The sequence below is a fragment of the Fusobacterium sp. FSA-380-WT-3A genome (genome assembly GCF_012843705.1).
Lineage (GTDB): Bacteria > Fusobacteriota > Fusobacteriia > Fusobacteriales > Fusobacteriaceae > Fusobacterium_B.
In genome coordinates this window covers 1-20,794 of sequence record NZ_JABAFQ010000021.1, presented here as the reverse complement: position 1 = coordinate 20,794, position 20,794 = coordinate 1, and the positions used below count along the sequence as shown (strand labels likewise).

Below are 20,794 nucleotides of genomic sequence, written 5' to 3'. Positions count from 1 at the left end.
AAAAAGAATAAATTATAGTATAATAATGGTAGTAAATATATAAAAGGAGGGAGTTATTTTGAAGAAAATAATTTATTTATTAATGATTTTATTAGTAGGATGTACAGCTATAGAAGAGAAAGAGGACTCTCCTATAATTTATGATTTAGCAATAGTTAGTACAAATAATATAAATGGAAAGATTCAAGAAGGAATAGGATATCCAAGATTGGCAACAATAATAAAAGATAAAGAAAGAGAACATGGAAAAGAAAAAGTTTTATATTTAGATGCAGGAGGAAATTTTTCAGGAAGTAATTTTTCAGAAAGTACTAAGGGAGCAGGAGTAGCAAAAGTATTAAATGGAGTAGGATTAAAAGTTACTACTTTAGGAAAAGGTGATTTTTATTATGGAGCAGAGAGAATAAAAGAATTAGAGAAAATTTCTAATTTTAAAATAGTAGCTTCAAACGTTAAATATAGAGATGGAAGAGATTTTGTAAAACCATATTTATTAGGAAGAGCAGGAAATAAAAGATTTGCTATTATAGGAATAGTTTCTCCAGAGTTATATAGTGAAATAATGGATAAAAAAACAAAAGGGGAATTGATAATTCAAGAGCCTATATTAGTTATTCCTAATTTAGTTAGATTAATAAAAGAAAATAATATAGATTTTATAATAGCTCTTTCTTCTTTTGGAGAAAATACAGAGTGGAATGCTACAGAATTAGCTAAAAATATTCCTGGAATAGATTTAATGGTAGTAAGTGGACAAGGGAAAGCTATGAATCAAAAAATGAATAATACTTATATAATTAAAGAAGAAAATTCTTTTGGAAGTATTGGAGTTACAAAAGTAGATTTAAAAGCTGATAAGAAATCATTAAATAGAATAGTCCATGAAAAATTAAAATTAAGCGATATTTATATTCCTGAAAATGAAAGAAAAACTACAAAAGAAAGTACAATAAAAGAGGAAATTACAAAGGGTGAAGATATATATTATAAAGTTCAACCAGGAAATACTTTATATTCTTTAGCTAGAGAATATAATACAACTGTTGATGAAATAAAAAGATTAAATCCTAACATTGAAGGAAATAATATAAAAGTGGGAGAAACTTATAAAATATTAGAGAAAAAAGTGGATATTATAGAGAAAAAAGTTGAAACAGAAACAAATAAAGCAAAAGAGATGTATGAAAATTTTGATTCTATTGCAGTAGAAATGAATGATATGGAAAATATACCAGATAATACTTTAGAAGTTGGAAAAATAGATATTCCAAAAGATATTGAAGTAGAAAAATTAATAGAAACTTTAAAATAAAAAATAATTAGGAGGAGAGATGGATTTTTCATTAAATTTAAAACAAGATTTAAAATTAGTTTTAACACAAGAAATGAAAGTCTCTCTGAATATTTTAGAGATGTCTTCCTATGATTTAGAAAAATATATTTTAAAAGAAAAAGAAATTAATCCATATATAGAGGTAGAATATACAAGCATCAATAGAAAAAATTTTTCAGATGATGAAGAGGAGTTTTCTCCTTTAGATATAGCTCATAAAGAGGAAAGTTTAATTGATTATTTAGAAGAGCAAATAGGATATTTAAAAATCAATAAAAGTATGAGATTTCTTTGTTCTTACATAATAAATAATTTAGATAAAAGAGGTTATCTTTTATTAAAAAAACAAGAGATAAAAGATTTGACTAAATTTCCTCTAAAAGAGATAGAGAAGGCTATAGAAATAGTAAAATCTTTAGAACCAGTAGGGATAGGAGCTCAAAATTTAGAAGAGTGTCTTATAATTCAACTACATAAAAAACAGATAAATGACATAGTTTTAGAAAATCTAATAAAATATTTTTTAAGAGAATTAGCAGAGGGAAAAGTAGACAAGATTTGTGAAAAATTAAAAATTACTTCAGAGCAACTAAAAAAATATTTTGAAATGATTAGAAAATTAAATCCTATTCCTTCCCGTGGTTTTTATATGGGGGAACCAGTAAATTATATTTCTCCAGAAGCAGAAATAAAGTTAGTTGATGGAGAGTATAAAGTTATAATGCTTTATGGTAATCTTCCAAAAGTAAAGATAAAAGAAGTGGAAAATATAGATAAGACTTATTATAATTCTGCTAATAATTTAATAAAATTTATAGAAAAAAGATATGAAACTTTAAAGAATATATTAGAGGTCATATTAGAAAGACAGTATGAATATTTTTCACAAGAGAATGGGAAATTAAAAAATCTCACTCTAAAAGAGGTTGCTGAAAAATTAGAAATTCATGAATCAACTATTTCAAGAGCTATAAAGAATAAATATATATCTTCAGATAAAGGGATATTGAGAATAAAGGATTTATTTGTATTAAATGATGAAAAAGAGATGATTTGTGAAATTATAGAAAATTTAATTTTAGAGGAAGATAGAGAAAAACCATATACAGACCAATATATGGCTGACTATATAAATTTGCATAATTTTAAAATTGCTAGGAGAACTGTGGCAAAATATAGGGAAGAGTTAGGAATAGCCTCAGCTTCTAAAAGAAAATTAAAAAATATTTAGGAGGAACATGGAAATCTCTCTTATTGAAATTAAAGAACATGTAAAAAAATATATAGAAGTTATTACTACAGTTATAGATGTTGGTGTAGGTGTGGTAGATAAAAATATGAAAAGGGTTTCTAGTACAGGACTTTATATTGATGAAGATGGAGAAGAGGTATTAGGTAGTGTTTATAAAAATACTTTGGAAACAGGAAGTACAAATGTAATAGAAAATCCAAGACAACATTGTCTTTGTGTAGAATGTATAGATAAAAAAAGGTGTAAGGAAACTTTAGAGATTTCTACACCTATATATTGTAATGGTGAAATAGAAGGTGTTCTAGGTTTAGTTTGCTTTACAGAGGAGCAAAAAAATAAAATACTTTCTGATGTAAATTCTTATTTAAATTTTACAAAACAAATAGCTGAATTTATAGGGATGAAGTTTAACGAATATAAAGAAAGTTTGCTTCAGAAAGAAAAAGAAGAAACTCTTAATCAAATATTAAATAATATGACAAAAGGTGTTATAGTTATCAATAGTGATAATGAGATTTTGACTATAAATCAAATTGGAATGAAAAAATTAAAATTAGTTTTTAGTCCTATTGGAAAAAAAATGAAAATAATTAGTCAAAATGATTATATAATGAATGAAGAAATTTTTAAATTAATAATAAATGATAAGGAATATATGGTAAGTGGGAAAAAATTCCCTTTAAATTCACTTAGTAAAAAAAGAGAGGACGCTTTTATTTTTGATGATATACAAAAAATTAGTAAAAATATCGTTGAAGTAAGTAGTCAATATAACAGGATAACTTTAGATGATATACATGGAAAATCACAGGCAATTTTATCTTTAAAAGAATATATACAAGCTATTTCAAATTCAAATTCTACTGTATTAATAACAGGAGAAAGTGGAACAGGAAAAGAGTTAATAGCACGTTCAATACACTCTTGTGGAAATAGAAAGGATAAGCCCTTTGTTGTTATAAATTGTTCAGCTATACCAGATTCACTATTAGAAAGTGAGCTTTTTGGTTATGTTAAAGGAGCTTTTACAGGAGCTAATAACAATGGACATATGGGAAAATTTGAATTGGCTAATACAGGGGTAATTTTTTTAGATGAAATAGGTGATATGCCTTTATATTTACAAGCAAAATTATTAAGAGTTTTACAAGAGAAAAAAATAGAAAGAATAGGGTCTAATAAAAGTATAGATTTAGATATTAAAATTATAGCAGCTACTAATGCTGATTTAAAACAAAAAATTAAAGAGAAAAAATTTAGAGAAGATTTATATTATAGATTAAATGTGATACCTATTCAAACTCATCCTTTGAGAGAAAGAAAAGAGGATATAGAACCAATAGTGGAAGAACTCATAAAAAAATATAGTTTGATAGCTAATAAAACAATAAAAGAGATGGATAGAGAGGTATTAGATTTATTATTAGAATATGATTGGCCTGGAAATGTTAGAGAGTTGGAAAATATTATAGAATTGATGATGAATACTTGTGGTAATAATGAAAAAATAGAAAAAAATATGTTGCCAGAAGATATTTTAAAAAAAGATGATAAAGAGAAAATTATAAAAGAGGAAAAAGTTTTTTTAGAGAAAGAGGAAGAATTTTTATTTGAAGAATTTGAAAAATTAGAAAAAGAATATATTATAAGAAGTTTAAAAAAATATGGAAATTCTACAGAAAGTAAAAAAATGATTTCTGAAAAAATGAATATAGGATTAACAACATTGTACAGAAAATTAAAAAAATTTAATATAGAGAAATAACATAGAAGGAGAACAAAATGTTTCAACCAAAAAAAACAATAGAATATTCTGGTGTGGGAATAACCATGATATCAGAATACACAAAAATAAAAGGTGATATAGATATATCTTGTAATATTTATATAGATGGAAAAGTAGAGGGGAGTATAAAATCTACTGCTCTTATAACTATAGGAGAAAAAGGAGAAGTAACAGGAAGCTTAAAAGCTGAGAGAATAATAATATCTGGTCTATTTAAAGGAAAAGCTGAGGCTACAGATGTAGAATTTATAAAAAATGGAAAAATTTATGGAGATATAATCAGTTCAAAATTATCTATAGAAGATGGAGTTATATTTGAAGGAACTAATAAATTGAGAAAATAAAGCACCTTTAGGTGCTTTATTTATTTTTTATATATATTTTTTTAAAGGAATATATATAATTGATTTTATGTTTAGAAATTGTTTATTATGCTTATAAAATTGAAAAAAATACAACAATATATAAAAAAAATAAAAAAATATTGATTTTTTTTTAAATCTTGATATACTCTTTTCATTGAAAAAATAAAATAACTAGTTAATTGGAGGAGGAAAAATGGAGAGAGAAAGAAAAATATCATTAACCACAAAAATTTTTATAGCTCTAATAATAGGAGTTATAGTAGGTTTAGTATTACATCCTCTAAAAGATAATCCTTTTGTAGAAAAATATCTTTTAAATTTTGTATTTACTTTTTTAGGTAATGGATTTGTAAGAGCCATTAGAATGGTAGTTGTTCCATTAGTTCTATGTTCTTTGGTTATGGGAGCAGCTGGAATAGAAGATGTAACAAAATTAGGAAGAATAGGAGCAAAAACTTTAATATTCTATCTTTCAACAACTGCTGTTGCTGTAATATTAGCTTTAGTAGGAGGAAATATAATAAATCCTGGAAGAGGAGTAAATATTAGTGATATAGCTACAACTTCAGTTTCAGTAGCTAAAACAAAACCATTTGTAGATATTTTATTGGATATGATACCTATAAATCCCATAGAAGCTTTAGCAAAAGGGGATATGTTACAAATAATAGTTTTCTCTATAATTTTAGGGATAGCAATATCTCTATTAGGAGAAAAAGCAAGTGAAGTTAAAAAACTTTTTGAAGCTGGAAATAATATAAGTTTAAAATTAGTAGAAATTATTATGTTATTTGCTCCAATAGGTGTATTTGGATTAATAGCAAAAACTTTTACAACTTTAGGATATGTAGCTATAATTCCATTATTTAAATATTTTATAGGTGTAGTAATAATATTATTTATTCATTGCTTTGTAACTTATCAAAGTATTTTAGTATTATTTGGAAAATATAATCCTATAAAATTCTTTAAAAACTTTGCCCCAACAATGTTAGTGGCTTTTTCTACAGCCTCAAGTAGTGCTTGTTTACCATCATCTTTAAAAACTATGCAAGAAAATTTTGGAGTTTCTAAGGCGATTTCATCTTTCACAATTCCTTTAGGAAATACAATAAATATGGATGGAACAGCAGTTATGCAAGGGGTAGCCACAATATTTATAGCTCAAATATATGGAATAGATTTAACAATGGGAAATTATATTACAATAATTCTTACAGCTACTTTAGCTTCAATAGGAACAGCTGGAGTACCTGGAGTTGGAGTAATAATGTTAGGAATGGTTTTAGTCCAAGTTGGACTTCCTTTAGAAGGAATTGGACTTGTTATGGGAATAGATAGATTTGTAGATATGTTTAGAACAACAGTAAATGTAACAGGAGATGCTGTTTGTACTTTGGTAATAGCTAAAACAGAAAAAGAAAATATAAAGTAGACTCTTTATATAAACCACACTAAAAAAGGGAGAATTTTCTCCCTTTTTTAATTAGAAATTATTTTCTAAAATTTTTGTAAGTTGGTCTGGACAAGATGTAGATTTTTTACCACAAGTAATACCTTTTAATTTTTTTATAACCTCATCTTTTGACATCCCGATTATTAAATTTTCTATACCGTGAGTATTCCCATCACACCCACCTATAAATTTAACATTTTTAATAATTCCCTTATCATCAATTTCTAAAGCTATTTCTCTAGCACATACTCCAGAAGTGACAAATTTTTTCATGGTTTCCCTCCTAAACAAAAAACAAAATTTATAATATTATATAATATTTTTTATAAAAAATCAGTAAAAAATTTTTACCTAAAAAATAAACTTTTTTTTTATAGTTCTCGTCATAAGGGTGAAGTTAATAAAAATGCAAAAAATAATAAATTTCCCCAAAAATAAAAAAGAGTGAGGTTTCACTCTTTTTTATTTTTTTGTCATTTTCATGTCACAAAATATTTTTAAGATAAAAAAATATACATATTATAAATATTATAGTTTATAATATAAAATAAAAAAGGTTGATGGAGGAAAAATGAAAAAAATATTTTTATTTTTTTTGATTATAAACTGTGCTTTTGCTAAAGAAATCTCTTTTGAAGAGGCTCTAGAAATTGCTAAAAAAAATAATAGGAGCTTACAAATTCAGGAACTGACATTAACTCAAAAAAAACTTCAAAAGAATTCCAAAGTAAAAAATTTACTTCCTACAATTCAAATAACAAGTTCTTATGAAAAAATAGAAAAACAATATGAGGATGAGAAATTTAACAACTCATTAAAAGCTAAACAAACTATTTTTTCTGGGGGAGAAAAATATAATGATGTTAAATTAGCAAAATATAATGAAGATTTAGAAAAGATAAATTTATATAATGAAGAAAATTATTTGAGAATCAAGGTTTTAGAAAGCTATATTCAATGTCTTTATAATAGAGAAATATTACTAGTTTATGAAAAATCATATGAAGATAAAGAAAAAGAGTTAGAAAGACAAATAGAATTTAGAAATTTAGGATTGGTAGATAAAACAGAGATATTAAAATTAGAGAGTTCACTACATCAAACAGAGGGAAAAATTCTTGAGGCTAAAAATAATTTAATAACAGGAAAGTTGGCTTTGAAGACTCTTTTAAGAATAGACCCTAATGAAGAAATAGAAGTAAAAGAACTAGACTTAAAAAATATAGATATGGGAAATATAGTATTGGAAGAGGATATAAAAAATACTTTAAAAAATGGTGTTCAATCTAAAATTTTAGATAAAAATATAGATATAAAAGAGGCTGAAGCAAATAAAAGTTTAAGTAGTTTTTTTCCTAAAATAAATGCTGAATATTCGTATACTAATATAGAAACAGATAGACTTTCAAATAGTTTTTCAGGACATCAGGATGATTGGGAATGGAGAGCTGGAATCTCTTTTGAATGGGATATATTTAATTTTGGAAGTGATATGGATATTTATAGAAGTTCTAAATTAGATGTAGAAAAATTAAAATTAACAAGAGATGAAGAATTAGATAATTTGAGAAAAGATATGATAAATGCTTATAATAATATTTTTACTTTGGAAAAAACTGTGGAGAGTAATAGAAAAGCCTTTGAAACCTCTTTAGAAACTTATAATATTGAAAAAGAAAAATATGAAAATAGATTGATTGATACTATTGATTATCTTAAAGCAGAAGAAGATATGATGTTAACAAAAGTAGAATATTATAATTCAAAATTAAATTACTTTTTAGCTTATGAAAAATATATGGTATTGAGAAAATAGAGGAGAGAATGAGATGAAAAAAATTATATTATTTGTATCTATGACATTATTATTAATTTCATGTAAAGATGATAAACCTCTTCCTAAAAAAGAAGTGACAAAAGAGGTAAAAAGTATAGAATTAAAAGAAATAACAATGGATAATATAGAGATTTATAATGGAGAGATAAATCCAAATAATGATGTAAAAATAATAACTCCCACAGGTGGTTATGTCAAAGAGATTTATTTTAAAAATGGAGATAATATAACAAAGGATGAAGTTATTTTAAAATTAGAAGATATAGAAACAGAAACAAACTATTTACAAGGAGAGGGAAATTTATATAAAGCAAAATCAGATTATGAAACTCAAAAAATATCCTTTGAAAAATATGAAAAATTATATAAAAAAGATTTTATTTCAGAGGATACTTATTTAACAGCTAAAAATAATCTATCTCAAAGTTATGGAGTTTATAAAACAGCAGAGGGAAATTTTTTAGATGTTAAGGATAAAAAAGAAAGATTATTAGTGAAAGCTCCAATTGATGGGGTTATAATAGATTTAGATTTAAAATTGGAAGAAAAAATAACCCCTAATAGTGAGATTTTATCTGTTATAGATAATAGTATTATGGAAATAAAAGTAGCTATATCTGGAAAAAGTGTTAATAATATTAAAGTGGGAGATGAAGCACAAATATATATAGAGGAATTAAATAAGGAAGTTGTAGGAAAAATAGAAAGTATTAATTTGTCAGCTAATCAAGATACTAAAAAATATCAAGTAAAAATTACTTTTAATAATGAAGAAAAAGATATTTTAAAGGGAATGTATGGAAAAGTAAAAATAAATCAGGGAAAAACAACAGGGTTATTTATTCCAAAAGAAGCTATTATGGTAAAAGATTTGTATACTTATATAGCTATAATGAGAGATGGAAAAGCTTTAATATATAAAGTTGATTCAAAAGAATCTATTGGAAATTATCAAGAGATAATTTTTAAAGATTATCAAGAAGGAGATAGAGTAGTAATAGAGGGACAATATTTATTGAATAATAATGATAAAATTAAGGAGAGAGCAGAATGAAATCTATTTCAGAATTTTCAATAAAGAAACCAGCTACAGCATTTATGATTATAATTTCAATGGTAGTATTTGGAATTTTAGGAATGAGAAAAATGCCTGTAGAATTACAACCAAATACAGAATATCCTATTATAAGAGTAAGAATAAATTGGGATGGAGCAACTCCCTCTGATGTGGAAAAGATGATAACTAGAAAAATAGAGGATATTTTACCTAATATAGATGGAGTTAAAAGTTTTAGTTCTACTTCTGAAGCTGAAGAGTCCTCAATAGAAATTGAATTTGAATATGGAGTAGATATAGATACTAAATTAACTTTAGTACAAAATGAAATAAATAAAATAAAAAATAAATTACCTGAAGATATGGATGAACCTTTTATAAGGGAAAGTTCAAACCAAAATGCTCCAATAGCCAATTTAGTTATGTTTGGTGGGGATATGATGGAAATGAGAACTTACTCTGAAAATATTTTAAGTCCAATGCTGGAAAAAGTAGAGGGAGTTTCAGAAGTAGTAGTTCGTGGAGGTAATGAACAACAAGTATTAGTAGAAATAGACCCAGAAAAATTAGAAAATTATAATTTAAATATTAGTGATGTTATTAATAAGATAAAAGCTTCTAATATTAGTGTTCCTAGTGGAAAAATTAGAGAAGGGTATAAAGAATATATTGTAAAAGTGCAAGGGGAAATTGAAACAGTAGAAGAAGTTAGAAATATAATTTTATTAAATAAAGATGGACATCTATTGAGATTAAAAGAGATTGCTGATGTAAGAATAGAAAAAAAAGAAAAAGATAGTATATATAGGAAAGAGGGAGCAGAAGCAATTGGAATTATTGTTAGAAAAACAGATTCAGGAAATACTATAGACATAGTAAAGGGATTAAAAGAGGTTGTAGAGGATGTAAAAACTTCTCTTCCATTAAATTCTGATATAATTTTTGAATATGATTCTTCAATTACAGTGGTGAACTCAATCTTAAATGTAAAAAATACAGCAATTTTAGGACTTTTTTTAGCTGCAGGAATATTATTTATATTCTTAAAAAATTTAAGTTCTACTCTTATTATATCAACAGCTATTCCTGTTTCAATCATATTTACTTTCTTCTTATTAAATGCTCAAAAATTAAGTTTAAATATGGTTTCATTAATGGGACTTTCTTTAGGAATTGGAATGTTAGTAGATAACTCTGTAGTTGTTGTAGATAATATTTTTAGACATATGAGTGAATTAAATGAGGATAGAGGAATTGCTTCCCAATTAGGAGCAGAAGAAGTAGGTATGCCAATTTTATCTTCTACTTTAACTACAGTATCTGTATTTTTTCCATTGGTATTTCAAGAGGGGATAGCAAAACAACAGTTTCAAGATATGAGTTATGCAATAACTTATTCTTTAATGGCTTCTTTAGTAGTAGCTTTAGTTTTTGTACCAATGGTATCTAGTAAAATAATGTCATATAAAAATACCATATCAACAGAAGGAAAAATTTTTAAATATGTAAAAGAAAAATATGTAGACTTTTTATCTATATCTTTAAAGTATAAAAAAAGAATTATAGGAATAACAGTATTATTATTTATTGGTTCTATGTTTGTAGCAAAAACTATAGGGGGAAAATTTAATCCCACTACAGATATAGGAAGATTTGCTGTAGTTGCTTTACTTCCAAATGGTTCTGATGTAAATATGACTGATAAAATAGGAAAAATTTTAGAAGAAAGAACTAAAGGAATAAAAAATCTTCAAACTTACACAGTTTCTGGAGATACAGAAAGTGTGGCAATTAATATGAATATGGGCTTAAAAACTTCAAGAGAAGAATCAATGGGAGAAATTTTACGAGATTTAAGAAAAAGATTTGCTAATATTCCTGATGTAAAAATAGCTGTTGTACCAAAATTTGTTTATGGAACTAGAGGTATCTATGATTTAGAATTTGAATTGTATTCAGATAATATGGCTATACTAGAAGAAGTAATAAAAGATTTAGAGAGAAAGATAAAAAATATAAATGGGATAGCAGAGTTTAAAACTTCTTTAGATGGAGGAAAACCAGAAGCTAGAATAGTTGTAGATAGAGAGAAAGCAGCCTATTATGGAGTAGATATAGAAACAATAGCAAAAACTATTCAATATCAAATTTTAGGTGGAGTTCCTTTTGAGATTTATAGTGATAATGCTGAGATAGATGTTACAGTCCAATTGGAGAAAAAATATAGAGAGTCTAATAAGTTATTGATGGATTCAAGAATAACTTTACCAAGTGGAAAAAATATAAAAATTTCTGATATAGCAAAATTGGAAATAATTGAAGGACCAGCAAAAATTGAAAAAGAAAATAAAAAAATGAAAGTAATACTTTATGCAAACTTAACTGATGAAAATAAATTAATGGAAGTTAATAATAAAATAGTAAGTATATTTAATGAGGGAAATTATCCTAACAATATAAGTTTTGGTTTTGGTGGAAAAACTTCAAGTATGCAAGATATGTTGTCGGAACTATCTTATGTATTTGCTATCGGATTATTTTTAATATATTTTATTTTGGTGTGGGAATTTGAATCTTTTATATTACCATTTATAATATTGTTGTCAGTACCATTATCTACAACAGGAGCTTTCTATAGTTTAAAACTTTCTGGAAAAACAATGGATTCAATGGTAGCTGTAGGTTTTGTAATGCTAGCTGGAATAGTTGTAAATAATGCTATAGTTTTGATAGATTTTATAAAAACTGAAAGAGAAAATGGTGTTGAATTAAATGAAGCAGTTATAAAGGCTGGAAGAACTAGACTTAGACCAATTTTGATGACTACTTTAACTACAATTTTAGGAATGATACCTCTTGCTTTAAGTAATGGAGAAAGTTCAGAACTGTATGATGGAATGGCTTTTGTAGTTATTTTTGGACTTAGTTCAGCTACTCTTTTAACCTTAATAGTTATTCCAATAATCTATTGTTTAATAGAAGATATAAGAAAATTTTTGAGGAAAAGTACTGGAAGATATGGTGGTTCAATAGTTGACTGGAGAAATTTTAAAAATAAATTTTCTAAATAATTAATAAAAGTAAAAAGAACTGTTATAAATTTAATTTATAACAGTTCTTTTATTTAAAAATTAAAATTATTTATAAAGTCTTGAAGACTATTTATAAACTTTGCCACATGATATCCGTCACAAACTCCATGATGAACTTGAATAGCTAATGGTAAAAGAATTTTATTATTTTCTGTGAAATATTTTCCAAAAGTAAATATAGGTGGATAATAGTTATATCCATTTTTTAAATTTAGATTAAAACCTGTAAAAGTTGTCCAAGGGATACTTGAAACATTAAAAAGATTATTTTCAATTTGAGGTTTTCCTATAAAACTTTTATTTTTTCCATAAATTTCAACATCCTTTTGATAATTTTTATAAAATTCTTCAAAATTTTCTGAGAATTCAGTCCAAAGATTAGAAAAGCTTTCATTATCTTTATGAAAAAAAGTATAACTTGGATTTACAACATCATAAAATCCTATATTACTATCTTTATCTAAATTCATTTTAAACTCTTTTTGACAATTAACTATATATGACAGAGCATATAAAATTACAGGAAAAAATTTTATATTTTTTTCTTTAAGTTTAGGGATTAAACTAGAAATATCTATATCAGTAGTTAAACTAAAGGTACAAGGAACATCATTTGAATAAAGTTTAAATATCTCTTTTCTATTCCAAGTTTCTAAATTAATTTTATGAAAAATCATAATATCCTCCAAAAATAAAGTAATAAAAAAAGACTAGTCATAGAATGCTGTCTTTTTTTATATACCTATTGAATTTGTTATTATTTGTTTAATGCTTTAACAATTCTTGGGCTTAGAGTATTTTCGTTAGCTTTTAATATTTGCATAACTTCAACTTCATTTGCAGATTTTAAAGTTTTTAAAACTTTAGTACAAACTTTAACTCTAAGAGGTTTTCCATTAATCATTATAGTTACTGGTTGAAGATTTGGTTTCCAAACTCTGTTAGTTAATCTGTGAGAGTGAGAAATTTGATGTCCAAATGTAAGACCTTTACCAGTGATTTCACATCTTTGCATAGTGCACCCCCCTAAAATAATGTTGCATATTATTATATCATTAACTTAAAAATAAATCAATAATTTTTTTCAGATATAGAAGAAAAAAATTTAAAAAATTAAAAAACTTTGAAAAATTACAAGAAAATTATGATATAATATTATGAAAAACTATATAATTTTAGAAAAGGTGATAATTTTGGAAAATCATAATTATAGTGTACTAGAGTTTGATAAATTAAAAAATGTTTTAGCTCAGTATATGATTACAAAGGGAAATAGAACTAAAGTTGAAAATTTTAAAATTTATTCAGATATAAACTCTCTAAAAAAAGATTTTGAAATTTTAAGAGATTTTATAGATTTTTCCAAATATGATGGTGGAATAGAAATCTTTAATTTAAGAGATATAATAGAAACTTTAAGAAAATGTGAACTTATTGGGATGTTTTTTGAGCCAGAAGAGTTATATGATATCAATCAAAATTTAAGAATTTTTAGATTATTTAAAAATAAAATAGATGAACTTGAAAAATATAAAAATTTAAAAGCTAGATTTTCACAAGTTCCAACACTAAAATTTATTGAAGATATAATTAATAAAACAATAGATAATGAAAAAAATATCCAAGATGAAGCATCATTAGAGCTAAGAGATATTAGAGGACAAAAAAAATTATTATCAGCTAATATAAAAAGAAAGTTTGATGAGATGTTTTCTGACGAAACTTTATCTCGTGCTATTCAAGAAAAAATAGTTACTAACCGTGATGGAAGAAATGTTATTCCTGTTAAAGCTGACTTTAAAGGAGTTATAAAAGGGATAGAACATGACAGGTCTTCTAGTGGACAAACTGTTTTTATTGAACCTTTAGGAGTAGTATCTCTTAATAATAAAATGAGAGAATTAGAAGCTAGAGAAAGGGAAGAAATAAGAAAGATTCTTCTTAGAATTACAGACCAAATCAGAGTAAATATAGATGATGTAAGAAAAATAGCTGAATCAGTTTTAGAAATAGATATGTTAAGTGGAAAAACTAGATTTGCTTTAGATTTTAAGTGTAATATTCCAGAGATAAATCAAAGAGAACAATTAAGTATTATAGAAGGAAGACATCCATTTATTGAAAGAGATAAAGTAGTTCCATTAACTTTTGAAATTGGGAAAAAATATAATACTTTACTTATTACTGGACCAAATACAGGAGGAAAAACAGTTGCTCTAAAAGTAGCTGGACTTTTAACTCTTATGGCATTATCTGGAATTCCTATTCCAGCTAGTGAAACTTCAAGTATAGGATTCTTTTCAGGTGTTTACGCTGATATTGGAGATGAACAAAGTATAGAACAATCTTTATCATCTTTCTCTGGACATTTAAAAAATGTTCAAAGTATTCTTACTTCTGTAACTAAAAACTCTTTAGTTTTATTAGATGAGTTAGGTTCAGGTACAGACCCAGTAGAAGGTTCAGCCTTTGCTATGGCTGTTATAGATTATTTAAAAGATAGAAAAGTAAAATCAATGATAACAACCCACTATAGTGAAGTAAAAGCTTATGGATATAATGAAGAGGAAATAGAAACAGCTTCAATGGAATTTAATTCTGAAACTTTATCTCCAACTTATAGATTACTTATAGGAATTCCTGGAGAAAGTAATGCTTTAACTATAGCAAAAAGATTAGGGGTTTCTGATGAAATTATAGAAAAAGCAAAATCATATATTAGCGATGAAAATAAAAAAGTTGAAAAAATGATTACTAATATAAAAGAAAAATCTGATGAATTAGATTTAATGAAAGTACAGGTTGAAGAGTTAAAAGAAAAAGTTAAAAAAGACCAAGTAGAATATGAAGAAAAACTTAGAAAATTAGAAATAGAAAAAAATAATATCTTAAAAGAGGCCTATGAAAAAGCTGACCAAATGATGAAAGATATGCAAAATAAAGCAGCTGCCCTTGTAAAAAAACTTCAATCAGAAGAAACTAAAAAAGATGATGCTAAGAGTGTACAAAAAAGTCTTAATATGCTTAGAAGCAATTTAGGAAAAGAAAAAGAGGAAAATGTAGAACAAAAACCAAAAGTAGCTAGAAAAATAGATTTTAAAGAGGGAGAAAAAGTTTTAGTAAATAGTCTAAAACAATATGCTGATATTTTAAAAATCAATAAAACAAAGGAAACTGTATTAATTCAAGCAGGAATATTAAAACTAGAAGTATCTATTGATGATATTAGAAAAATAACTGAGAAGAAAACAAAAGAGTATACTCAAGTAACTTCTTCAAAAAGTAGCCGTGTAGGTTCTAAGATTGACTTAAGAGGAAAAATGGTAGAAGAAGCAATTTATGAATTAGAATCTTATATGGATAAGGCAGTTTTAACAGGATATAAAGAGATTCAAGTTGTAACAGGAAATGGTACAGGAGCTCTAAGAAAAGGAATTGTTGAATATCTAAAAAATTGTAGATATGTAAAAGATTTTAGATTTGGAGGACAAGGAGAAGGTGGTGTAGGTTGTACAGTAGTAACATTGAAATAAAATGTACTTTAATTGTTGCAGCTGCTGGTGTAGGAAAAAGAATGGGACTTGACTATCCAAAACAATTTTTATACCACAAAGGAAAACCACTTTTTATAAATATTTTAGAAACTGCTGAAAAATCTAATTATATAGAAAATATAGTTGTAGTAACTAAAAAAGAATTAATATCAGAAGTCAAAAATCTATGTGAAAAATTTAAAATAAAAAAAGTTTCTGATATTGTTGAGGGGGGAAAAGAAAGGCAAGAATCTATATATAATGGACTTCAAGTTTGTAAAAAAGAAAATATTATTGCAGTACAAGATGGAGTTAGACCTTTTTTCAAAGAGGAATATATAGAAAAATCCCTAAAGGAATTTAATGAAAATAGTGAAATAAATGGAGTAGTAATAGGAATGCCTGTAAAAGATACTATAAAAGTAGTAGATGAAAATGGTTTTATAACTTCTACTCCAAAAAGAGCCACTTTATTTTTAGCTCAAACTCCTCAAGTTTTTAGAGGAAAAGTTTTAATAGAGGCCTATGAAAAAGCAAAAAATGAAAATTTTATAGGTACAGATGACTCCTCTTTAGTAGAAAGATATTTTGGAAAAGTAAAGCTATTAGAGGGAGATTATGAAAATATAAAAATAACAACAATAGATGATATAAAATTTTTAGAAAATTAGGAGGTTATAGAATATGATAAAAATCTACAATACAATGACAAGAAAAGTCGAAGAATTTATACCAGTAAAAGAAAATGAAGTGTCTATGTATGTATGTGGACCTACAGTATATAATTATATCCATATAGGAAATGCTCGTCCAGCTATAGTATTTGATACAGTGAGAAGATATTTTGAATATAGAGGATATAAAGTAAAATATGTTCAAAACTTTACAGATGTAGATGATAAAATTATAAAAAGAGCTAATGAAGAGGGAGTAACTTCTAATGAAATAGCAAGAAAATATATAGAGGCATATTTTGAAGATACTAAAAAAGTAAATCTTAAAGAAGAAGGAATGATAAGACCTAAAGCTACTGAATATATTGGAGAAATGCAAGAAATTATTAAAAAACTTATCTCTGAAGGATATGCTTATGAAGCTGAAGGAGATGTATATTTTGAGGTAGAAAAAAATAAAGAGGGTTATGGATGCCTTTCTCATCAAGATATAGGAAACTTAAAAGCAGGAGCAAGAATAGAAGTTAATGATATTAAAAAATCTCCTCTTGATTTTGCTCTATGGAAAAAAGCAAAAGAGGGAGAACCAAGTTGGGATTCACCTTGGGGAAAAGGAAGACCTGGTTGGCATATAGAATGTTCAGCTATGTCTAGTAAACTTTTAGGAGATGTATTTGATATTCATGGTGGAGGACAAGATTTAATATTCCCACATCATGAAAATGAAATAGCTCAATCAAGATGTAGCTCTCACCAAGAATATGCTAGATATTGGATGCATAATGGATATATTAATGTTAATGGAGAGAAAATGTCAAAATCTTTAGGAAACTTTTTCTTATTAAGGGAAGTTTTAGAGCATTTTGAAGGAAGAGTTATAAGATTCTTTGTACTTGGAGCTCACTATAGAAAACCAATAGATTTTTCTAATAATGAGTTAGAACAAGCTAAATCAGGATTAGAAAGAATAGATAATGCTGTAGAAAGATTAAGAGAAAAAATTAAATCAGGAGCTACAGATGGTGGAGATAATTTAGAGGGATTAAAATCATTTGTAGAGGATACTGAAAAGAAATTTATAGAAGCTATGGATGATGATTTTAATACAGCTCAAGGAATAGGAGCTATATTTGAATTAGTAAAAGAGATAAATAAATATGTAGATATTGAAAAAGTATCTCAAATAGGAATTCAAAACTTAGAACTTGCTGAAAAATATATAGAAAAAATAATGGAAGAAGTTTTAGGAGTAACTTTAAAAACTCAAGAAAATATAGGAAACTTAACAACTGATTTAGTTGAGTTCTTATTAGAAATCAGAAGAAAAGCAAGAGCTGAAAAAAATTGGGCTCTATCAGATGAAATAAGAGATAGACTTGGAGAAATGGGAATAAAAATAAAAGATGGAAAGGATAAAACAACATGGTCTCTATAAATTTAAAGGAGACTAATGGTCTAGTATTAGCTTACTTAGGTGACTCTGTATGGGAAACCTATGTAAGAGAATACTTTGTATTAAAAGGTTTCAATCTTAGAAATCTAAATAATAATGTAGTAAAACATGTAAATGCTAAAGCTCAAAGTGAAATTTTAAAAAAAATTTTACCAGAGGTAGATGAAAAATATCTTCAAATTATAAATAAAGCAAAAAATGGAAATATAAAATCTTTTCCACAAACTTGTACTGTAATGGAGTATAGAGAGGCTACAGGTTTTGAAGCTTATATAGCAGCTTTATATATAGATGGAGAAATTGAAAAGATAAAAGGAATTATAAAAAATAATATAGGTTAGGTAATAAAAATGTTTAAGGATATAATATCTAACGAAGAAGCAAAGAATTTTTTAATTAATGAGCTAAGAAATAAAAAAGAAGAGGGAACTTATATTTTTTATGGTGAGGACAGAGAACTCCTTATGAAATTTGCTCTTGGATTTTCAAAGGCTTTGACCTGTAAAGAGTTAGAGTATGATTTTTGTGATAGATGTGAAAGTTGTCTAAGAATCAACAGTTTAACTCATGGAGATTTAGAAATATTTGAAGATGAAAATGGAGTAAAAATAGAAGATATCAGAGAGATTGGACGTATTGCCTCAAGTACTACCTATGAGGGAGGTAATAGAATTTTTATAATTAAAGATTCTGAAAAATTAAAAAAAGAATCTTCTAATGCTCTATTAAAAATAATTGAAGAACCAGAAAAAGGTAACTTTTTTATACTACTTTCAAAAAATTTAGATTTATTACCTACAATAAAATCGAGAGCTACTATTTTAAAAATAAAAAATAGAAATCCTGAGGAGTTAGGTGTAAATTTAGATGAATATAAATTTTTCTTAGGAAAAGGACAGGAGATTGAAAAATATCTTAAATATAATTTAGATATACAAAGTGGTTTTTCTTATGAAAAATTAGGAGAAAGTATTTCTAATTATTTGAAATTAAAAAAAGAATTTTCAGAAACTAAAAATTTTGAATTAGATAAAGAAGTTTTAGAGAATAAAATAAAAATTTATAAAGGTTTAATAAATCTCTATAAAAATATAGATTATATAGATGTAGCTGAAAGACTTAGTTTAGGTGAAGAAATAGCTATCTCATGTAATAATGATAGAAATATATCTATGGAGATTTGTGATTATATTTGTCATTTCATAAAAGATTTTGATAAACTAGAAAAGGTTATGGAAATAAAAAATAAAATCAAAGGAAATGTAAATCTAAAATTATTATTTAGAGTTCTTATGTTAGAATTATAAAAAAATCTAAAAAACACAATAGTTATAATTTGAACAAACTACAAAAGTTCTAAAATTGAAATTATGTAACAAAACTATATAAAAAAATATACAAAAAAAGAAAATTCAAAAAAAGTATTTACAAATATAAGAAAATGAGGTATAAAGTAAACATAACGGGGATTAGTTATGACAATAAAAAAAACTTCAAATATAGGAGGATATTTATTATGAAAAAATTAGCATTATTATTAGCAGCATTATCAGTTGCATCAGTTTCTTACGCAAAAGAAGTTATGCCAGTAGCAGAAGTTGCTACAGAACCAGCAGTAGTTGAGGAAGTTAAAGCAGCTCCAGTATTAAGAGTTACATCTGTTGGACAATATATCGAGATAGACAATACATCAGGTGGATATGATATAGGTGAAGGAGTTCACTTTGGAAATACTGTATCTTTAGCTTTAGGAGATAACTGGACATTTGATTTAATGGCTAGAAAAACTTGGACAGCAGATACAGATGATGGAATGCATTCAACTAACCACAGAATAGATTTAGCAGCTACTAGACATTTTGAACACTTTACATTAGGAGCAAAATGGAGAGGTGAATCTAAATATGATAAATTATACATTCCTATGTCATATGAATATGGAATGATTTCAGGATGGGCAACTCCAGCTTATGTATTCTATAATACAAATGCAGACGATGCTTTATATTTAGAAGCTGAACCAGTACAAATTTCTTATGGACCAGTTCAATTAGCTTACTATTTTGAAGGAGAAAAAGCTTTAGGTGGAAATGAATCTCATGATTACAGACATCAAGTAAGATTAAGAGGACAATTATTCTCTACTGATAACTTCAGAGTAGGAGCAGAATATAGATATCAATTTGCTAATGATGTTCAAGATGAGAAAGGTGTAGAAGGAGTAGAAAATAATAGACACATTGCTATATTAAATGCAGCATATGATGTTACACCTAACTTAACAATAGATGGATACTATGAATATGACTTTAATAAATATGATGCACCAAATGGACAAAAAGATCCAGCTGATGACTACTATGGAGAATTCTATTTAGGATGGACATACAAATTCTAATTATAGAATTAGTCTAAAAAATCATATAATAACTAAAGAGAGAGAAAATTTTCTCTCTCTTTTTTGTATATAAAACTATAAATTTTTTATTTCTTTTCTTTTTTTCTTCTATTTTTTCTATGAAATAAATGAAATAAAAAATATATTTTTTATTGAGATTTTAGTTTTATTTTCAAAAAAATAAACTGATTCCTAAAAAAATATCTTTATAAAAAATAACTAATAAATATAAAATAAAATTTAATTTTTTGTATTCTAAAATTTCAAGAACAAGTAATCAAAAAATTAGGAAACTAGTTTCCAAAAAACTTAATAACTAGTAGTCGAAAAACTTAATAACTAGTAGTCGAAAAACTTAATAACTAGTAGTCGAAAAACTTAATAACTAATAGTCGAAAAACTTAATAACTAATAGTCGAAAAACTTAATAACTAATAGTCAAAAAACTTAATAACTAATAGTCAAAAAACTTAATAACTAGTAGTCGAAAAACTTAATAACTAATAGTCAAAAAACTTAATAACTAATAGTCAAAAAACTTAATAACTAGTAGTCGAA

Annotated in this window: 17 protein-coding genes; 14 read left to right on the top strand and 3 right to left on the bottom strand. The window is 25.8% G+C overall.

The genetic code is table 11. The features are described from left to right. Positions 1–58: 58 nt before the first annotated feature. From HF862_RS09365 to HF862_RS09345, 5 genes are all read left to right on the top strand, one after another. The gene (locus HF862_RS09365; protein WP_170187603.1) at positions 59–1,312 is read left to right on the top strand and encodes a LysM peptidoglycan-binding domain-containing protein; all 1,254 of its coding nucleotides are present in this window, start codon (positions 59–61) and stop codon (positions 1,310–1,312) included. A 19-nt stretch (positions 1,313–1,331) separates the two neighbouring features. Then, on the top strand, positions 1,332–2,564 hold the full coding sequence (gene rpoN, locus HF862_RS09360) for an RNA polymerase factor sigma-54 (protein WP_170187602.1): 1,233 nt from the start codon (positions 1,332–1,334) through the stop codon (positions 2,562–2,564). A gap of 7 nt (positions 2,565–2,571) precedes the next feature. Continuing rightward, complete coding sequence (locus tag HF862_RS09355) at positions 2,572–4,350, top strand: sigma-54-dependent Fis family transcriptional regulator (protein WP_170187601.1); 1,779 nt, start codon at positions 2,572–2,574, stop codon at positions 4,348–4,350. Between the two features lie 17 nt (positions 4,351–4,367). Further along, positions 4,368–4,715 carry a polymer-forming cytoskeletal protein gene (locus HF862_RS09350; protein ID WP_170187600.1) on the top strand — a complete coding sequence of 116 codons (348 nt, stop codon included), beginning with the start codon at positions 4,368–4,370 and terminating at the stop codon, positions 4,713–4,715. Positions 4,716–4,929: 214 nt separating this feature from the next. Continuing rightward, positions 4,930–6,171 (top strand): dicarboxylate/amino acid:cation symporter, encoded by a 1,242-nt coding sequence (locus tag HF862_RS09345; protein WP_170187599.1) that lies wholly within the window; start codon positions 4,930–4,932, stop codon positions 6,169–6,171. A 51-nt stretch (positions 6,172–6,222) separates the two neighbouring features. Here the strand turns inward: HF862_RS09345 and HF862_RS09340 are convergent, their stop codons facing one another. Continuing rightward, entirely contained in the window at positions 6,223–6,465 is a 243-nt protein-coding gene (locus HF862_RS09340) for a TIGR03905 family TSCPD domain-containing protein (protein WP_170187598.1), read from the bottom strand. A gap of 298 nt (positions 6,466–6,763) precedes the next feature. On the opposite strand from HF862_RS09340, the gene HF862_RS09335 reads away from it, so the two are divergent. From HF862_RS09335 to HF862_RS09325, 3 genes are read left to right on the top strand one after another with little or no spacing between them, the layout of a single operon-like run. Continuing rightward, positions 6,764–8,008: a TolC family protein gene (locus tag HF862_RS09335; RefSeq protein WP_170187597.1), complete on the top strand. Its 1,245-nt coding sequence runs from the start codon at positions 6,764–6,766 to the stop codon at positions 8,006–8,008. A gap of 13 nt (positions 8,009–8,021) precedes the next feature. After that, positions 8,022–9,083 (top strand): efflux RND transporter periplasmic adaptor subunit, encoded by a 1,062-nt coding sequence (locus HF862_RS09330; protein ID WP_170187596.1) that lies wholly within the window; start codon positions 8,022–8,024, stop codon positions 9,081–9,083. Further along, a complete protein-coding gene (locus tag HF862_RS09325; RefSeq protein ID WP_170187595.1) occupies positions 9,080–12,157 on the top strand; it encodes an efflux RND transporter permease subunit in 3,078 nt (1,025 codons plus the stop codon). Before HF862_RS09330 ends, HF862_RS09325 begins: the two co-directional genes overlap by 4 nt. Before the next feature lie 53 nt (positions 12,158–12,210). On the opposite strand, the gene catA is transcribed toward HF862_RS09325, so the two are convergent. Together catA and rpmB are read right to left on the bottom strand one after the other, a co-directional pair. Next, positions 12,211–12,855 carry a type A chloramphenicol O-acetyltransferase gene (gene catA, locus HF862_RS09320; RefSeq protein ID WP_170187594.1) on the bottom strand — a complete coding sequence of 215 codons (645 nt, stop codon included), beginning with the start codon at positions 12,853–12,855 and terminating at the stop codon, positions 12,211–12,213. Positions 12,856–12,935: 80 nt separating this feature from the next. Then, positions 12,936–13,193 (bottom strand): 50S ribosomal protein L28, encoded by a 258-nt coding sequence (gene rpmB / locus HF862_RS09315; RefSeq protein WP_170187593.1) that lies wholly within the window; start codon positions 13,191–13,193, stop codon positions 12,936–12,938. Between the two features lie 178 nt (positions 13,194–13,371). Here rpmB and HF862_RS09310 point away from each other — a divergent pair, with 178 nt between their 5' ends. From HF862_RS09310 to HF862_RS09285, 6 genes are all read left to right on the top strand, one after another. Then, positions 13,372–15,711: an endonuclease MutS2 gene (locus HF862_RS09310; protein ID WP_170187612.1), complete on the top strand. Its 2,340-nt coding sequence runs from the start codon at positions 13,372–13,374 to the stop codon at positions 15,709–15,711. Continuing rightward, positions 15,687–16,382 carry a 2-C-methyl-D-erythritol 4-phosphate cytidylyltransferase gene (gene ispD / locus HF862_RS09305; RefSeq protein ID WP_170187592.1) on the top strand — a complete coding sequence of 232 codons (696 nt, stop codon included), beginning with the start codon at positions 15,687–15,689 and terminating at the stop codon, positions 16,380–16,382. The genes HF862_RS09310 and ispD overlap by 25 nt, the downstream gene beginning before the upstream one ends. A gap of 13 nt (positions 16,383–16,395) precedes the next feature. Further along, positions 16,396–17,820, top strand: a complete 1,425-nt coding sequence (gene cysS / locus HF862_RS09300; protein WP_170187591.1) for a cysteine--tRNA ligase — start codon at positions 16,396–16,398, stop codon at positions 17,818–17,820. Next, complete coding sequence (locus tag HF862_RS09295) at positions 17,808–18,179, top strand: ribonuclease III domain-containing protein (RefSeq protein ID WP_170187590.1); 372 nt, start codon at positions 17,808–17,810, stop codon at positions 18,177–18,179. Before cysS ends, HF862_RS09295 begins: the two co-directional genes overlap by 13 nt. Positions 18,180–18,188: 9 nt before the next feature. After that, the gene (locus HF862_RS09290; protein WP_170187589.1) at positions 18,189–19,145 is read left to right on the top strand and encodes an ATPase; all 957 of its coding nucleotides are present in this window, start codon (positions 18,189–18,191) and stop codon (positions 19,143–19,145) included. Positions 19,146–19,354: 209 nt separating this feature from the next. Further along, complete coding sequence (locus HF862_RS09285) at positions 19,355–20,236, top strand: hypothetical protein (RefSeq protein WP_170187588.1); 882 nt, start codon at positions 19,355–19,357, stop codon at positions 20,234–20,236. Positions 20,237–20,794: the final 558 nt, after the last annotated feature.

What these genes read in the sequence shown, in the direction of transcription:
- rpoN (WP_170187602.1), top strand. Translation starts at nt 1,332, where the DNA reads ATGGATTTTTCATTAAATTTAAAACAAGATTTAAAATTAGTTTTAACA.
- HF862_RS09330 (WP_170187596.1), top strand. Translation starts at nt 8,022, where the DNA reads ATGAAAAAAATTATATTATTTGTATCTATGACATTATTATTAATTTCA.
- HF862_RS09295 (WP_170187590.1), top strand. Translation starts at nt 17,808, where the DNA reads ATGGTCTCTATAAATTTAAAGGAGACTAATGGTCTAGTATTAGCTTAC.
- HF862_RS09335 (WP_170187597.1), top strand. Translation starts at nt 6,764, where the DNA reads ATGAAAAAAATATTTTTATTTTTTTTGATTATAAACTGTGCTTTTGCT.
- HF862_RS09290 (WP_170187589.1), top strand. Translation starts at nt 18,189, where the DNA reads ATGTTTAAGGATATAATATCTAACGAAGAAGCAAAGAATTTTTTAATT.
- HF862_RS09325 (WP_170187595.1), top strand. Translation starts at nt 9,080, where the DNA reads ATGAAATCTATTTCAGAATTTTCAATAAAGAAACCAGCTACAGCATTT.
- cysS (WP_170187591.1), top strand. Translation starts at nt 16,396, where the DNA reads ATGATAAAAATCTACAATACAATGACAAGAAAAGTCGAAGAATTTATA.
- HF862_RS09355 (WP_170187601.1), top strand. Translation starts at nt 2,572, where the DNA reads ATGGAAATCTCTCTTATTGAAATTAAAGAACATGTAAAAAAATATATA.
- catA (WP_170187594.1), bottom strand. Translation starts at nt 12,855, where the DNA reads ATGATTTTTCATAAAATTAATTTAGAAACTTGGAATAGAAAAGAGATA.
- HF862_RS09345 (WP_170187599.1), top strand. Translation starts at nt 4,930, where the DNA reads ATGGAGAGAGAAAGAAAAATATCATTAACCACAAAAATTTTTATAGCT.
- rpmB (WP_170187593.1), bottom strand. Translation starts at nt 13,193, where the DNA reads ATGCAAAGATGTGAAATCACTGGTAAAGGTCTTACATTTGGACATCAA.
- HF862_RS09350 (WP_170187600.1), top strand. Translation starts at nt 4,368, where the DNA reads ATGTTTCAACCAAAAAAAACAATAGAATATTCTGGTGTGGGAATAACC.
- HF862_RS09340 (WP_170187598.1), bottom strand. Translation starts at nt 6,465, where the DNA reads ATGAAAAAATTTGTCACTTCTGGAGTATGTGCTAGAGAAATAGCTTTA.
- HF862_RS09285 (WP_170187588.1), top strand. Translation starts at nt 19,355, where the DNA reads ATGAAAAAATTAGCATTATTATTAGCAGCATTATCAGTTGCATCAGTT.